Here is a 14,540-nt window from a genome sequence, read left to right as displayed (position 1 = left end):
GTATGAGCCTTATAATGTATCGGTGGTCTCAAGATACACGGGAATGCGCATGGAAGACTCTAAATAGCCCATCTTTTTCTTTTTCACCGTCACATCAAGATAGGCCACCTTGTTTTCCTTATCTACTTCAAGGCCATGAATAGCAAGGCTGTCTTGAGGCGTAAGGCCCATTTCATCGGCCACCGACCCCCGAACAACCCGTTTTACGGTATATCTTTTTACAAACAATTCCTGACCAATATATTCAAGATTAAACCCAAAGAGGGGGGCTATCACCCGCTCTTTTATGTCCTTCTCCAGGGCTTCCAGGAAAGGTGTCTTCGGTCTTTTAGAAAGCTGGAGTATATAAGACTCTCCTTTTATGTCTTCTACACGTATTAGCTCCCCCGGCTGTCGTTCATAGAGGATTTCCTGGGTTCGTCCTATTCGGTTTTCTGCACCTGACAAGTCCGCCGTCGAAATATGCCGAATCATCGTATCTTCCGTAAAGCGATAGTCCCGTCCCGAAGAAGCAGGAAATAGATACTGGAGTCGTAATCCCTCGCGACTTTCTTCTACCGAAAAACCAAGCCAGGGGCGTTCCGCCATCCCCCCCTGGAGCATAGCGGGAAGGGCATACCGTAGCCAACGGAGGGGGATCATAAAGTTAATTCCCTCAAACTGTTCAATTCCTGCAAAGACGACCCCCAGGAGGTTCCCCTTTTCATCCACCACAGGGCCCCCTGAATTCCCATGGTTAATTGCCGCATCAAGCTGATAGACCGTTCCTATCTGCAGCAAACGCCGGCTGGTAGAGGAAATAATGCCGGAGGTCACGGTTTTCTCGAGTCCCGCCGGGGATCCTATGGCGTACACCCGATCCCCCACAACAGGATCTTTAGCAGGAAGAATGGAAAACACATAGGAAGGAGTAACCTCCGCCTTGATCACCGCAAGGTCAAGGAAATAATCGTACCCCACGACCCGGGCAGGAATGCGGGGAGTCGATGCATCTCCCAGACGGATATACAGGCGGGAATACCCCTTATACGAGGGATCTACCTCGCTTTCTATTACATGGTAATTGGTAACCAAAAGTCCTGAAGGATCGATAAAGAAAGCAGAACCGACCACCCACTCGGGGACTCCCCGGCCCTTTTCAAAGCGGATACCCCGATCGACAATAACCGTGGCCACCCCCTGGATCATCTCAGGGGGAGATTCAGGGAGAAAAAGGGAAGCCTTTTCTTCTTTCGATATGACGGGCCCCTTCCCCTTTGATTCCATCCAGGAATACAGATACCGGGCAAGGGACCGACGCTTTTCTTCCAGGGCTTTAGTAAAGAAGGGCTCTATTTCTTCGGTTGGTATCGAAGTATTTCCCTCAGATTGATCCAGAATCGTCACCAACGTAAGGAAAGCTTCGAGGTTTTTACCCTTGGCGAGTTCTGCCCGGGCCTTTTTCAAAGAAAGGATAACTATTTCGGGAAAATCTTTAGGAAGCCTCTTGATTTCTGACAGGGATCGATAATACGAAAGAGCCTCTTGCCAGCGCTCTTCCTGAAAAGCCGTCATAAGGGCCTGCTGTAAGCCTTGTATCGCTTTTTCGGAAAGGGCCGAAACCTCATCGAGGTCTTCCTGAGAAAGGTTATATTGATACCGCACTGCTCCCAGGAGGTAGATGGCTCTCTGCGGATCCCTTTCTACCATATTCCGCAGTTCCTGGAGCCGTAATTCCCAGACAGGGGAAGCAGGCTCGGAGGGAGGAGAAGAGGTACAACTGCCATACACAAGAAGAAGTATTCCTATAAGAATAAGAACTATGTTTTGAACTCGTCTTTTATCCATTCTTATTTTCCCATCGGTATTGTTTCAACATACGTTGTTTCTCGGTACCCATCTCGATCCAGATCCCAGGATTTTATAAGCCACCCATCACGGAAAAACTCTTCCCCATATTCATACAGGCCATCCCCATCAAAATCGGCTTCTAGAAGACTTTCCCGTCTCTCTGATTGATCGCTGGCGGGGCTGTTATAAAAATACCGCTTTTTCGTTTCCATCCGCCCATCCTGATCAGTATCAAGGGTTTCTCGTACCGGCAGCCCCCTCTCATAAAAGGTCTCCCGGAGAATTTTCCCCTCGTAGGTCTCGGTGCTCCGTTGAATCACCCCAACCTGGACCTCAAGTTTCTCCCATGAACCTGGCATAAGGCTCCCCGGTCGAACAACTGTAACCGCAAAAGACCAGAGGCTCCGCTCCGTAATCCTCGGGAGAGGGTTTTCTAAGGAGGGGTAACGGAAAACCGTCCCTTTTGCATCCCTAAAAAGAGGCATAAACTGAAGTGGGGCCCATTGAAACTCCTCAGGATTGAATAGGTATCCCCTGTTCTCCACCTTTGCCTGTCCAATGCGGGGGTACGTCTGCCATTCCAGTTCTACCCAGGTTTGTTCTGTCTCGCTAAAGGGCAGAGCAAAGGCTTCTAGCCGCGTTTTTTCTCGTTCCGGCTTTTCCGTGCCTTTCCCCTCAAACCTCACTCGGGCTCGCTGGGGGATGTCTTCGTCACTCCACACGATAAGTTCAGCTATTCCATCCTGATCTGCATCATAGGAATAGATGCTCAGCATCCCCTTCGTATAGGTAAGCTGAATCTCTGACCACCCATCTCCATCAAGATCTTCCGTTATCACTCCGGAAAAACTCTGTAGCCTTTCTAAGAAGAGGCTCCGAGAAGTTTCTCCACGGAGAGCACTCCACAGAGATTCGAGCACCTTTTTTTCTATCCTCTCGCTAGTAAACAACTGTTCAATGCCGATGGTTTCATCTATTGCTCCATAGAGGACCAACAGAGGAAGGGCTTCCGCCGTAAGTCTTTGCTGAACCCGATAACGTTCTAGGGCCTGAATTTGTTCAGAACGCTGAGAGAGAAAGGGGACCAGACGCCATAACAGTTCGGCATCAAGATCCCACAGGACACGACGACGCTGATAGATCCGTTCCAGTATTTGCCGCTCCAAGGGAGAAGGATTTTGTTTGTTTATCCTCTGAGCGGCAAGATAGACAAAACGCACGTCCTGAGGATACCGTTGCAGAGCTTGATCCAAAAGAGAAAAAGCTTCCCGGGAATTTCCATTTAAAAAAAGGGCCTGACCGGAAAAATACAGGGTATCTGCCGTAGAAGGGAGCCTTCGCAGTATGGTAAGGGCCGCCGCGTAATTTCGCAGACGTATCCACACCTGGGCATGTAAAAGAAGGGCCTCCTCCGGAGTATACAAGGCCCAGCGCTGAATTTGCTGTGCCTTCTCAAGATAGGTCAGCACCTTACCTACCGGCTCGCCCATTTTCAAAAAGAGGAGCGCAGAAAGGTAGTTAAAATCGGAAGAGACTTCCCCAAAGGCAGCGCCCTGTTCAAAAATTACCCGAGCTTCGTTCCATCGTCCTGCTTCAATTTCCCTGAGGGCGTGCTGAACATATACCATGGCAAGGGAATTTTCAAAGCTCTGGGCAGGAACATAGACCCCGAGGCCCCCCCATCCCAAAAGAGTCATGATAAAAATGACACGAACCGGAGACCTCATGGTTTTTCCATCCTACAGAAACAGAACCTTTGGGGGCTTACCTCCCTTCGTCGGATTCCTGGCCAGAGCTACGGGGGGGCAACCCAAGTAATTCCCGTACTTCATCATCGGTAAGAGTTTCCCGACGGATAAGCTCTTCGCTTAATTTTTCAAGTTCCTGCCGATGCTCCGTAAGAAGGGCAAGGGCCTTGTTCAGGCCTTTCTCAAGGATCTGACGCACCGCCTTATCTATCTTTTCAGCGGTCTGTTCAGAATAATCCTTGTGTCGTGCTATTTCTTTTCCCAGGAAGATAGGTTCTTCCTCCTGGCCATAGGCTACAGGCCCCAATTCTTCCGACATACCCCATTCACAGACCATGCGCCGGGCCAAATCGGTAGCTTGCTCAATATCCTGCTTTGCACCGGTAGTCGTATCGTTATAAAAAATCTTTTCTGCGGCCCAGCCTCCATACATGATGACAATCCGGTCTTCGATCCAGGAACGGCTTCGGCTATAGCTATCCTCTTCGGGGAGAGACATGGCCATACCCAGGGCCCGTCCATGGGGAACGATCGTTACCTTATGCAGGGGATCCGCATTTTTCAGGTAATAGTGGAGCAGCGCATGTCCCCCTTCATGAATGGCGGTCATCCGGCGCTCCTTCTCTGACATCACCAGGGACTTGCGGGCGATACCCATGAGAATTTTATCCCGGGCTTCTTCAAAATCGCTCATTTCCACATAAGATTTGTCTTTACGGGCCGCAAACAGGGCCGCCTCGTTCACCAGGTTTGCAATATCGGCGCCACTTGTCCCCGGCGTAGCCCGGGCAAGCCGGGCAAAGTCGACGTCGGAGCCGAGGGGAACCTTACTCGCATGGATGCGGAAAATCGCCTCCCGTTCCTTTATATCCGGCATGGCCACCACCACCTGTCGATCGAATCGGCCGGGTCGGAGGAGGGCCGGGTCCAGAACGTCCGGCCGATTAGTGGCCGCAAGGATAATAATCCCATCTTTTGAATCAAAGCCATCCATCTCGACAAGCATTTGGTTCAGGGTCTGTTCCCGCTCATCGTGGCCTCCCCCATAGCCGGCCCCTCGGGTACGACCCACCGCATCCAGTTCATCTATAAAAATGATGCAGGGAGCATTCTTCCGCCCCTGTTCAAACAGGTCCCGTACGCGACTCGCCCCCACTCCTACAAACATCTCCACAAAATCAGAGCCCGACATATGAAAAAAGGGCACCCCCGCTTCGCCTGCCACCGCCTTCGCAAGGAGGGTTTTACCCGTACCCGGCATACCCACCAGGAGCACCCCCTTGGGGATACGGGCCCCCATACGGGTAAATTTCTGGGGATTCTTTAAGAAAGAGACCACCTCCTGCAGTTCGTATTTTGCCTCTTCCTGACCTGCCACATCCGCAAAGGTGACCCGCTTTCCCATGTCCAGATACCGCTTTGCCCGGCTTTTCCCGAACTGGAAGGCCTTATTTCCTGCGCCTTGGGCATTCCGGTACATGAGCCATATAAAGGTAAAGCCAATAATCCAGGGGAGTAATTCCATGACAATAGCCAGAGGAGAAACACCGCTTACCGCCCCGGTCACTTTAACGCCATTCTCCCGAAGAAGGGGCAATAATTGGGGATCATCATAGGGAATAAGGGTTTTAAAGCGAGTGAGGGTTCCATCGGCACTACGAAGAGATCCTTCGATAAGCGCTTTATCGGTAATTTTTACCGCATCAACCTCATTACGCCCCACATAGGTAAGAAAGGAAGAATAGGAAATTTCCTGAACTATAGGTTTATCGTCTCGTAAAAAATAGAAAGCAAAAAGCCCCAGGGTAATAATAAAAAACACCAGGGCAAACCGATTTCCCTTTCCCCCCTGCAAAGGACTCTGGGGAGGAAGTGGATTTTTATTGTCATCCGACATAGGACCCCCGAACGTGTATCAGTACTGGCATCGCTTCTTTTCCTTCAGTAAAAGAAGCATCCCGCTGCCAGACATGTACCTTTGAATGTATATCTAATACCAGATATCCTGCAATACCCTCAAGGTCTTCAAGTACAAACAAACGAAGGGCTTCATCTTTTTTCTTTCCCAGGAGTTCCCGAATAGTACGTTTTTTCCCCCGATACACAAGACGATCTTCCGGATAGGGGGAACGAATAAGAAGGGGTAGATACCCCACAAAAATCTCTGGATCCCCTCTTTTCGATTCTCCTTTTGGAATACCAGGGGTACCACTAGCCATCAAAGACCCTTCAGCAGAGAGTAAAGAAAGGGTAATGATCATTCCTTCGAAAGCATACGATCCCGGCGCATCAAGAGAGAGGGCTCCCCCTCTGCTCCATTGGGAACCCCAGGCAGTCTGGAGATACACATAGGGTCCCTCTTGCCATACCATACAGGGCCCAACCATGGCACGGGAGGGTTTTTCTTTAAGAAAGGCCCGAATTCCCTTTCGCCGTGGAACTGCCCCAGGGGACAACAGGGGATCAGGAGAAAAAAAACGGGCCCTTTTTCTTTTTTCTTTCCGCAGGATCCCATCGATCCCCTGGAAGAGGGCCTCTTCCTGCAACAGGGGAGGTAAATTCCAGAATACGTCCACCCTTGTTCGCCGGTCCCATCCCCGACATGCCGGCGTTTCAGGGAGGAACGGTAGCGCCGGTGCTGGATTTTCTTCCCAGGAAAGCTGGCGATGTACCTCTTGCGACAGGTAATCATACACCATTCGCTGGGTTTCTCCGAGGGAAAGAAGGTTATTCTTCCAGGAAGGGAAGTGGCTCTCTAAAACCGGCACCAAGAGATGTCGAATCGCGTTTCGTAAATAATGGATATCCTGGTTGGTGCTATCAGTTCGATAGGGAATTTTCTGACTAGCAAGATATTGCTCTATTTCGTTCCGTTCAAAGGTAAGCAAGGGACGAACAATGACGCCCCGCCGCAGGGGCATAGTCGAAAGGCCTGCCGGTCCTGAGCCCCGGAGGATCCGCATCAAGAGCGTTTCCAAGGCATCACTCTTGGTGTGGCCTAACACCAGAAAATTTGCCCGGACACGGTGGAAAATTTTTTTAAAAACCCTATACCGAAAATGCCGGGCCGCGGCTTCTATACCAGATCTTTTTTCTCGGGCCCACCGTTCTATACTTCCAGCCTGGATCTGTACCACCGTGCAGGGAATCTCTCGGCGTGCACAAAATTCCTTCACGAAGAGAGCATCCGCCCTACTTTCTTCGCCCCGCAGGTTGTGATTCACATGAACACAATGGAGCGTATATCCTAGTTTTACTTGAAGGTGCTGGAGAGCCACGAGGAGCGCCATTGAGTCAGCGCCCCCCGAAACTCCCACAAGAAAAGTTGTTTTTTCAAAGGAAACACTACTCTGGAGGAGATTGTCTTTCACAATCCGCTCAAAGCGGCCAACGTTCTCCTCCAGGTTCTTTACTTTCATGTCATGGCTACCTTTTTCAGACTTTTTTAAGAAGCCCCTCACAGAAACACAGTAGCCTGTAACACCGCAAAAGGGAAAAACTTCTTCCTTTTACATATCTATTTTCTTAGGACAACAACCCTTATCCTTTAACGTACAGGCCCGCCCCTATCCGCATTTTGTACTCTCTGAAAACTTGATAATTCCCTCCTCATAGAGAATTACGCTTTTGGAGCAGTTTCCGAGACAGCAGCAGCTTCAGGAGCAGCGGTTCCTTCTACCTTAGCAAATTTTACCGTCGCCACTACCATGTCAGGACTGGATAAGAACTTCACACCCTGAGGGGGAACCAAATCTCGTACATGGAGAGACTGGTTTGCACCCAGCCTAGAAACATCCACATCAATATGTTCAGGTAAGTCTTTAGGAAGACATTCCACCTCCACTTCATGGATGGGAACTTCCAGAATTCCTCCCTGACGAACCCCTTCAGCGGTACCGAGAATACGTACCGGCACTTTTGCATGGAGGGCCTTACTCTTTTCCACTTCGTAAAAATCCACGTGAACAAATTTGCCCGTCAGGATATCCCGTTGCAGGTCCTTAATAAAAACCTCATGCGAAACCCCATCAATGGACAAATTGATAAGTGTACTTTCAGAAATTCCCTTTATTCCTTTGGCAAATTCCAAGGTATTGAGTTCAATAGGGAAAGCCTTCCCTTCTGCCCCATACACTACCGCTGGAAGCCGACCATTCCGCCGAAGACGAGCCGCATAGCCGGATCCGAGACCGGTTCTTTTCTGGGCTGTAAGCACCACGTGTTCCATTCTTCTCTCCTTCGCTCCATCCGCATCCTGTAAAACAGGAAAATACCTGGGACGGCAGGATTCGAACCTGCGAATGCCGGAACCAAAACCCGGTGGCTTACCGCTTGCCGACGTCCCAAAGATTTCATAATTCTACTGTTGGATCATCCTGGACGTTCCCCGAATCATATACCTCCAGGATTCTCTTCTGTAGTTCCGCCCGAAACTCAGGATGAATAGGATGAGCCACATCCTTATATTCCCCTGAGCGGGTTTTCCTACTGGGCATCGCAATAAACACTCCGCTCTTGCCCTCAATGATTTTTACATTGTGAACGACAAAACAATCGTCAAATGTAACCGTCACGTATGCCTTTAACTTCCCTTCTCCGGCCACCTTCCGAATTCTGATGTCGGTGATCTCCATGGCGCATCTCCCCTTTTTTGGCCCAGGTATACTGTAGTACCATTGTACTACTGTACCTTACAAGCGCGCAAGAGGAAATGTTAATTCCACAAAATTCCATCGGGAAGAAAGCCACCGTGCCGCTTCCTGAGCATGCACCGTATCTTTAAAAACCCCAAAACAGGTAGACCCGGATCCGCTCATGCTTACAAACAGGGCTTCTGTTGTTTTTAGATCCCCTATAAGCCTTTGATATATTTCCTGGAAACTTCCCTCCGTTTCTCCCAAAAAAAGATTTAAAAAATCATTATAAAATGGCCAGCCCTCTACATTCCCTTCAAGGGCATCCTTTAAAGCCTGCTTTCCCAGGGGCTGAGAACAGGGAAGATCCCCCCTTTCTCGAGCCCTATCTAACATCCTGTACGCCCTGGCCGTATCACTGTGAATACCCGGATTCACCAGCACAATTGGCATATGGTATGGAAAAGGAAGCGGTTCTACTATTTCTCCCCGTCCCCGTACATATGCAGCGCCAGGCTCCAAAAAAAAGGGAACATCACTCCCCAGTCGGCTCGCCATATCCCATAACACTTCCCGGGGAAGCACCTTTCCACTCAGGCTCTCTAGCCCTTTTAACACCGCAGCCGCATCGGAAGACCCTCCCCCAAGGCCTGCACCGAGGGGAAGACGCTTTTCTATTTCAATCCGGACTCCCGCTTTCCACCCCGTAACGGCTCTAAAAAGAGATACTACCCGGCTTACAATGTTATCCTCCGGTGCTACCGGCCCTGGCATAACGACATCGCAGGCACCTTCCTTAGCACCGACCGTTAATCGAATGGTATCTCCCAACTCCAGGGCCAGGAAAAGGCTTTCAATCTCGTGAAAGCCATCCTCTCGGCGGGGTCCCACATGGAGATGAAGGTTGATTTTTGCCGGCGCCTTCCTTACTACTTCATACTCCATGGTAGGGGCAATTATACAGAAATCAAGCTCTTTGTAAAGGGGGTCCCCTGTATCTTACGAGACCAGTACCATGTCTGTTAAACAACCACTAGTTTATCTAAAATTACATTGACCATCCGCTCTTCACCCCCTATACTCATCTTTATGGAACAGTCATATGCAATTCTGTTAAAACAGGCCATAAAAGAAGTATTGGAAGAAATTGGATTTACAAATCTTACTTATACGCCAGTATCACCCATTTCCTTTAAAGACAAAAAGAACGAAGTCGTGGTATTAGTGGGAATCGTAGGAGGATGGAAAGGGCATATTCTGCTCATAATGCCCGAAACGATGGGAGCTTCTTTTACAACCTATCTTAACGCCCACCTCCAGATGGAAACTCCTTCTGGAGTTGATCCTGTAAGTTATCAACGGCATGCCATAGCAGAAGTGGCCAACCAAATAGCAGGAAGATTGGCAGGATTAGAATCAATAAATGGCATTGAAGTGCTTATTACTCCTCCAACGCTTATTGCGGGCAATGGTATTGACCCAGTACTTCCCCATATATCTGAAGAATGGGGGTATCAAATACAAGGGGAATTTGGTTACTTTTATTGCATTCTGGGAATAAAAAATCCATAAATTGAGATAAAAACCTGTTGACAGGAAGTAAATCTCTCCCTTATGTTTCAATGAGGATAGAGAGCCAGTGAGCTATAACAAGCCAAATCTTTTTTATATGGAGAATCGTATGGGTACCTACCAGACCATTGATACCGAGGAAACGCTCGAAGTATGGCCAGTCACCTTCGGGCAGGAAACGGATCTGCCATTCCCAGTGGCAGCATTTGATGATGACGACTACGACGAAGATTTTGAGGACGAAGATCTCGACGAAGACGAAGATTTCGATGATATGGATGATGATTTTGATGATGAAGATTACGACGAAGAGGACGATTTCGACGAAGACTTCGACGATGAAGAAGATGAGGACTTTGACGACGAAGACGAAGATTACGACTACGACGATGATGTAGATTACGACGATTTTGAAGAATAAGCTCTCCTGAGAACGCTTTTTCTACTGGTCAGGTACCTCTTACCTTTGGTAAGAGGTACCCCCAAAAATCCCCGCTACTCTCCACGAAAGCCCTTTTCGAAGATAAAGCCCCCTAAGGGAGAAGAAGCTATCACTCCTCTTCCTTCCAGATGACTGGGGCACCATTCCACAACCGTTCAAGTTCATAGAAAGAGCGGGCCCGATCACTCATAAGATGAATCACAATAGGTCCCATATCGATAAGGCTCCATTCATCATCCGCCGGAGAGCGGCGATGGCGATGCAGAATGGTAAGCTTTTTATTTGCCGCATATTCCTTGATGTATTTATGGAGCCCCTGCTGATGAGTATAACTTGTGGTGGTGGCAATAATAAAAAAATCAGTCCATGTGTTAAGGGATCGTAAATCCAGGACTACCACTTTCTGCCCCTTGTGTTCCACAAGAAGTTGCCCTAATTCTTTTGATGCCCCTTCATAATCAACGAACGACATACCTTCCATTAAAATCCTTTCCCAGTATTATAGTATAATCAGCCCGATACGTTTCAAGGCTTAATTCAGTGTTTTCTTCTGTGTTAGGCCGTTCCTGCACAATATTCGTACAACGAAGAAGACCAGAAAGCTGTTTGGTCATATCCGGATAGTTTGTTCTATCAATAATAAGGGTCTTTTCATAATCGTTCCGTTCCGCATTACCTGTGGAAATAACATCATAGCCAAACCCTTTCATGAGCTCTCCAGTTCTACGGGCTAACCCCGAAAGGGGAGTTCCGTTAAGAATTTCCAGGGTAAACACCCGATCAGGAATGTTACCCTCCTGTTGCCGCACCAGAAGAGACACATTCTGCCGTACCACCTCCCGGATTAATTCTCCTTCATACGAAGGGAAAAGCAACCTCTTTCCTGACACTTCCCGATACAAACCTGAAATTCGGTGCATAGCCACCCGTTCGGTATCTAAACGGAGCACCTCTGTTAATAAACGCTGTAAATGTTCGTCAGAAAGAGGGGTGACAAAGCAGGTTTTACTTACCTTCCATACCTCTGGTTGCTGCATAAAGGAAAATCGTTCTTGCAACCGGCGTAGCAGGGCGAGGAATATTTTACTACTCCGTTGTTCTGGGCTTTCTATTTCTTCCTCTGGCATTCGATAATTGAGGTATTGCAAGGTTTTAGCCCCATCAAGGGTGACTCTTCCTGTGGGAAGTATGATTTTCTTTTTTCCTCCTTCTTCATATTCTAGCTCTTGAGGAATAAAAACCGAAAGGCCATCCATAAGATCGACCAATTTAAGGAGCCGATCCTGGGAGAAAACCAGCGTAAAATGAAGGGGAATTCCCAGAAGGTTTGCCACTTCTTTCGTAAAAGGTTCTACATTCCAACGCTTATACAAAATATCAATACTATCTACCCGATTCAGGTTTTTTATAATGAGTCCTGTTTCCGGGGGGATATCGATGATTGCAGCCTTGCGGGTCGGAGGATAGTACATCAATACATAGGCAGACAACACCTGTTCTACCGCTTCTTTTTCCAGGATGAAAAGAACGTTGAGAACCTGTTCCTCTCCTATTATTTTTTCCATCGGATCGGTAGTGCTCGAAAGAACAACAACGACTACGCCCCCAATAACGAGAGAAACAATCAGCAGAAGCAACAGGACACTCCCTTCGATTTTAATGTGGGACATAGGTTTTCCCTCCCGTAAGCTGAGCAAGCAATTCCATACTATCCTCGTGGATCATGTGATTCTTTTGTTGCAAATATTGGATGTTTTCGAGAAAGACGGATCGAAAAAGGTCCTCCAGATGAGAAAAAGACCGCCAGCTTTTTGAAAAAGGAGAAACAAAAGGTCGGGACGGTTCTATCTTATCTGCTATGTAAAGAACCTGCGCCAGGGGCCCCATACGAGGATTCCCAAAAGTATGGGAACGAATGGCATCCAGGACTTCTTCATCGGTAATAGCAAAGGTTTTGCTCAGAAGCACCGCCGCCGCCCGCCCATGAAGAAGGGGGGGCTTTTTCTGTTCCAGGACCCCCACCGGAAAACCGTCTTCCTGGGCCAGCGAAATAAGCCGATCCGTAGAGAAGGCCTTGCACATATCATGACTTAGCCCCGCAAGGTAGGCCCTGGGGGCATCCAACCCAAAATGGGCCGCCATTTCACTGGCTAAAAGGGCCACATTTTTTGAATGAACATACCGCTCCCCATCAAGCCAGGATCGGAGCAGATCTTCTAAGAAGTCTAGAAGGGTCTCATCGAGGTTACCATAATATCGTGATCTTTCCTGCAAAGATGAGGCCCCATATAAGCCTCGCTGTTCAATGATGGAGGCCACCCGACAGGGAACAAGGTGTTTCCAGCTTTTCCCGGAGGCGATCCGCTCCCGGATGTCCCGGGAAGCAATGGGGACCACCTCGGTGGGAAGCATTCTGACAGAATACGGGAAATTCTGTGTTCCCTCTGTTATTTCCCGTCGGCCTACTAAAAATTCCACCTTTTCTGCCAGAAGCGATGCTTCCTTCCAGCGGTGAAAACCTAGCAGGGCATCATCTCCCATCACAAGGCCAATCGGACCTTCCGGCTGATAGCGGGCCTCAATGTCCCGGATAGTATCGATAGTATACGAAATTCCCCCTCGCCGAATTTCACAGAGATCCACCGTCACAGAGGGATATCCCACCAGGGCCGCATTAAGCATGTCAAGTCGATCCTCCCAGGAAGCACCCCCATGAGGTTCCTTTAAGGGGGATTGATAAGTAGGAATGACCAGGATTCGATCGTACCGGCCGAGCCGTAAGACTCCCTCCACAAGAGAACGATGCCCATAGTGAAAGGGGTTAAAACTTCCCCCGTACACCGCCAGTTTCACCACCGATCTCCCTTTGGACGTTCTAATTCATGAACCAGACGAAGGAATTCTCGATAGAGCTCCGGCAAGCCTACCCCTGAAAACACCGAAATCCCGAGGACCCGTTCAGTGGGATACTTTTGTTGCAAACGGAGAAGCCGTGTTTCCGTTTCTGGCAGATCCAACTTGGTACCCACCAGGATCCGTTTTTTCTCTGCCAGAAGGGGAGAATAGTTTCTTAGCTCCGTAAGAAGTACATCAAAAGCGGTTTCATAGCTATCATCGGAGAGATCGATCAGAAAGGCAAGTCCTGCGGCTCGCCCTACATGCTTTAAAAAACGAAAACCAAGGCCCGCACCGCGGGAGGCCCCTTCTATAAGCCCAGGAATGTCCGCGAGAACAATATCCCGCTCTTCCAGGTGGAGGACCCCCAAATTCGGGATTTTCGTCGTAAACGGATAGGGGGCTATCTTGGGACGGGCGTTGGTACAACGGTCAAGAAGGCTTGATTTCCCCGCATTGGGGAATCCCACCAACCCAATATCAGCTATGATATGGAGTTCTACCCGCACCCGCCGGGTTTGCCCCTTTTGACCGGGCAGGGCTTTGCGGGGAGCCTGATTGGTAGAGGACTTAAAATGCACATTGCCCCAACCACCGTTTCCTCCTTTCAGGAAAAGAAAGGGACTCTCGTCTTTCCCAAAATCCCGGATCAATTCGCCGGTCTCCGCATCCCGAAGAATCGTCCCCGGTGGCACAGGAATAATAACATCCGCCCCATCCCGCCCATGGCGCTGGGAACCTTCTCCATCCCTGCCATTTTCAGCCCGAAACACCTGCTGATACCGAAGATGAGAGAGGGTACGGAGGTTTCGGCGCACCTCAAAAATAACCGAACCTCCCCGACCACCATCCCCTCCAGCGGGGCCTCCAAAGGGGACATATTTTTCCCGCCGGAAAGCGACACAGCCATTTCCCCCATTTCCAGAACTTACTTCTATGATTGCTTCATCCGCAAATTTTTGCATACCTACCCTATGAGCATCCGTTACGTTCCTGTCTGGACATCGGCCCCCTTGCAACAACAACGGTTACAAATAAAGAAGGGCTGTAAAACACCCCACCGGTCTTTTACAGCCCCTGGAACTCTTTTATTCGTGATTCGATCCGCCTTTTTACCAGTCCAGATTGCCTCTTTTCCGGGGCTACCGGAAGGTTTTTCAGGCCTGTTCTACCGGTACTACGCTGGCAACCCGCCGGCCCTTTCGCTCCCCGAAGGCCACACGCCCATCCACCAGGGCAAAAAGGGTATAATCAGAACCACAACCTACGTTGGTTCCGGGGTGAATATGGGTCCCCCGTTGACGGACAATGATAGAACCGGCCCGTACAAAGGTACCGCTCGAAGCTTTTACTCCTAAATATTTTGGATTCGAATCCCGACCATTTTTTGCACCGCTACCACCACGCTTGCGCGCCATC

At 49.2% G+C, this 14,540-nt stretch carries 14 protein-coding genes and 1 tRNA gene; 2 read left to right on the top strand and 13 right to left on the bottom strand.

Annotated features, from left to right (window positions below):
• Window positions 1-9: 9 nt before the first annotated feature.
• The 8 genes from C5O22_RS01360 to ispE all read right to left on the bottom strand — a co-directional run bounded on the left by C5O22_RS01360 (window position 10) and on the right by ispE (window position 9,157).
• Window positions 10-1,827, bottom strand: coding sequence for a S1C family serine protease (locus tag C5O22_RS01360; protein WP_132779402.1), 1,818 nt, complete (start codon window positions 1,825-1,827; stop codon window positions 10-12).
• Window positions 1,828-1,829: 2 nt separating this feature from the next.
• Window positions 1,830-3,557 (bottom strand): tetratricopeptide repeat protein, encoded by a 1,728-nt coding sequence (locus tag C5O22_RS01355; protein WP_132779401.1) that lies wholly within the window; start codon window positions 3,555-3,557, stop codon window positions 1,830-1,832.
• Window positions 3,558-3,594: 37 nt separating this feature from the next.
• Complete coding sequence (gene ftsH / locus C5O22_RS01350) at window positions 3,595-5,475, bottom strand: ATP-dependent zinc metalloprotease FtsH (protein WP_132779400.1); 1,881 nt, start codon at window positions 5,473-5,475, stop codon at window positions 3,595-3,597.
• The gene (tilS, locus tag C5O22_RS01345; RefSeq protein WP_132779399.1) at window positions 5,465-6,997 is read right to left on the bottom strand and encodes a tRNA lysidine(34) synthetase TilS; all 1,533 of its coding nucleotides are present in this window, start codon (window positions 6,995-6,997) and stop codon (window positions 5,465-5,467) included. The genes ftsH and tilS overlap by 11 nt, the downstream gene beginning before the upstream one ends.
• A gap of 200 nt (window positions 6,998-7,197) precedes the next feature.
• Window positions 7,198-7,806, bottom strand: coding sequence for a 50S ribosomal protein L25 (locus tag C5O22_RS01340; protein ID WP_132779398.1), 609 nt, complete (start codon window positions 7,804-7,806; stop codon window positions 7,198-7,200).
• A 46-nt stretch (window positions 7,807-7,852) separates the two neighbouring features.
• A tRNA-Gln gene (locus C5O22_RS01335) sits at window positions 7,853-7,924 on the bottom strand.
• Between the two features lie 6 nt (window positions 7,925-7,930).
• Complete coding sequence (spoVG, locus tag C5O22_RS01330; protein ID WP_132779397.1) at window positions 7,931-8,212, bottom strand: septation regulator SpoVG; 282 nt, start codon at window positions 8,210-8,212, stop codon at window positions 7,931-7,933.
• 57 nt (window positions 8,213-8,269) lie between these two features.
• Complete coding sequence (ispE, locus tag C5O22_RS01325; RefSeq protein WP_132779396.1) at window positions 8,270-9,157, bottom strand: 4-(cytidine 5'-diphospho)-2-C-methyl-D-erythritol kinase; 888 nt, start codon at window positions 9,155-9,157, stop codon at window positions 8,270-8,272.
• A gap of 144 nt (window positions 9,158-9,301) precedes the next feature.
• On the opposite strand from ispE, the gene C5O22_RS01320 reads away from it, so the two are divergent.
• The gene (locus C5O22_RS01320) at window positions 9,302-9,784 is read left to right on the top strand and encodes a chemotaxis protein CheX (protein WP_132779395.1); all 483 of its coding nucleotides are present in this window, start codon (window positions 9,302-9,304) and stop codon (window positions 9,782-9,784) included.
• A 109-nt stretch (window positions 9,785-9,893) separates the two neighbouring features.
• On the top strand, window positions 9,894-10,205 hold the full coding sequence (locus C5O22_RS13575) for a hypothetical protein (RefSeq protein ID WP_207895321.1): 312 nt from the start codon (window positions 9,894-9,896) through the stop codon (window positions 10,203-10,205).
• Window positions 10,206-10,335: 130 nt separating this feature from the next.
• Here the strand turns inward: C5O22_RS13575 and rsfS are convergent, their stop codons facing one another.
• The 5 genes from rsfS to rpmA all read right to left on the bottom strand — a co-directional run bounded on the left by rsfS (window position 10,336) and on the right by rpmA (window position 14,539).
• Window positions 10,336-10,698: a ribosome silencing factor gene (gene rsfS, locus C5O22_RS01310; RefSeq protein ID WP_132779394.1), complete on the bottom strand. Its 363-nt coding sequence runs from the start codon at window positions 10,696-10,698 to the stop codon at window positions 10,336-10,338.
• Window positions 10,685-11,896 (bottom strand): LCP family protein, encoded by a 1,212-nt coding sequence (locus C5O22_RS01305; RefSeq protein WP_132779393.1) that lies wholly within the window; start codon window positions 11,894-11,896, stop codon window positions 10,685-10,687. Before C5O22_RS01305 ends, rsfS begins: the two co-directional genes overlap by 14 nt.
• Window positions 11,883-13,079 (bottom strand): nicotinate (nicotinamide) nucleotide adenylyltransferase, encoded by a 1,197-nt coding sequence (gene nadD / locus C5O22_RS01300; protein ID WP_132779392.1) that lies wholly within the window; start codon window positions 13,077-13,079, stop codon window positions 11,883-11,885. The genes C5O22_RS01305 and nadD overlap by 14 nt, the downstream gene beginning before the upstream one ends.
• Entirely contained in the window at window positions 13,076-14,086 is a 1,011-nt protein-coding gene (gene obgE / locus C5O22_RS01295) for a GTPase ObgE (RefSeq protein ID WP_132779391.1), read from the bottom strand. The genes nadD and obgE overlap by 4 nt, the downstream gene beginning before the upstream one ends.
• Before the next feature lie 192 nt (window positions 14,087-14,278).
• A complete protein-coding gene (gene rpmA / locus C5O22_RS01290; protein ID WP_132779390.1) occupies window positions 14,279-14,539 on the bottom strand; it encodes a 50S ribosomal protein L27 in 261 nt (86 codons plus the stop codon).
• Between the last annotated feature and the right edge of the window lies 1 nt (window position 14,540).

The organism is Treponema sp. J25 (genome assembly GCF_004343725.1).
GTDB lineage: Bacteria > Spirochaetota > Spirochaetia > Treponematales > Breznakiellaceae > J25.
Note: the sequence above shows the minus strand (reverse complement) of the source record. Positions and strands in the feature narration are given on the sequence as shown.

Bases quoted from the DNA above. Each gene is read 5' to 3' on its own strand.
- C5O22_RS01360 (WP_132779402.1), bottom strand. From the start codon at position 1,827: ATGGATAAAAGACGAGTTCAAAACATAGTTCTTATTCTTATAGGAATA.
- C5O22_RS01355 (WP_132779401.1), bottom strand. From the start codon at position 3,557: ATGAGGTCTCCGGTTCGTGTCATTTTTATCATGACTCTTTTGGGATGG.
- ftsH (WP_132779400.1), bottom strand. From the start codon at position 5,475: ATGTCGGATGACAATAAAAATCCACTTCCTCCCCAGAGTCCTTTGCAG.
- tilS (WP_132779399.1), bottom strand. From the start codon at position 6,997: ATGAAAGTAAAGAACCTGGAGGAGAACGTTGGCCGCTTTGAGCGGATT.
- C5O22_RS01340 (WP_132779398.1), bottom strand. From the start codon at position 7,806: ATGGAACACGTGGTGCTTACAGCCCAGAAAAGAACCGGTCTCGGATCC.
- spoVG (WP_132779397.1), bottom strand. From the start codon at position 8,212: ATGGAGATCACCGACATCAGAATTCGGAAGGTGGCCGGAGAAGGGAAG.
- ispE (WP_132779396.1), bottom strand. From the start codon at position 9,157: ATGGAGTATGAAGTAGTAAGGAAGGCGCCGGCAAAAATCAACCTTCAT.
- C5O22_RS01320 (WP_132779395.1), top strand. From the start codon at position 9,302: ATGGAACAGTCATATGCAATTCTGTTAAAACAGGCCATAAAAGAAGTA.
- C5O22_RS13575 (WP_207895321.1), top strand. From the start codon at position 9,894: ATGGGTACCTACCAGACCATTGATACCGAGGAAACGCTCGAAGTATGG.
- rsfS (WP_132779394.1), bottom strand. From the start codon at position 10,698: ATGTCGTTCGTTGATTATGAAGGGGCATCAAAAGAATTAGGGCAACTT.
- C5O22_RS01305 (WP_132779393.1), bottom strand. From the start codon at position 11,896: ATGTCCCACATTAAAATCGAAGGGAGTGTCCTGTTGCTTCTGCTGATT.
- obgE (WP_132779391.1), bottom strand. From the start codon at position 14,086: ATGCAAAAATTTGCGGATGAAGCAATCATAGAAGTAAGTTCTGGAAAT.
- rpmA (WP_132779390.1), bottom strand. From the start codon at position 14,539: ATGGCGCGCAAGCGTGGTGGTAGCGGTGCAAAAAATGGTCGGGATTCG.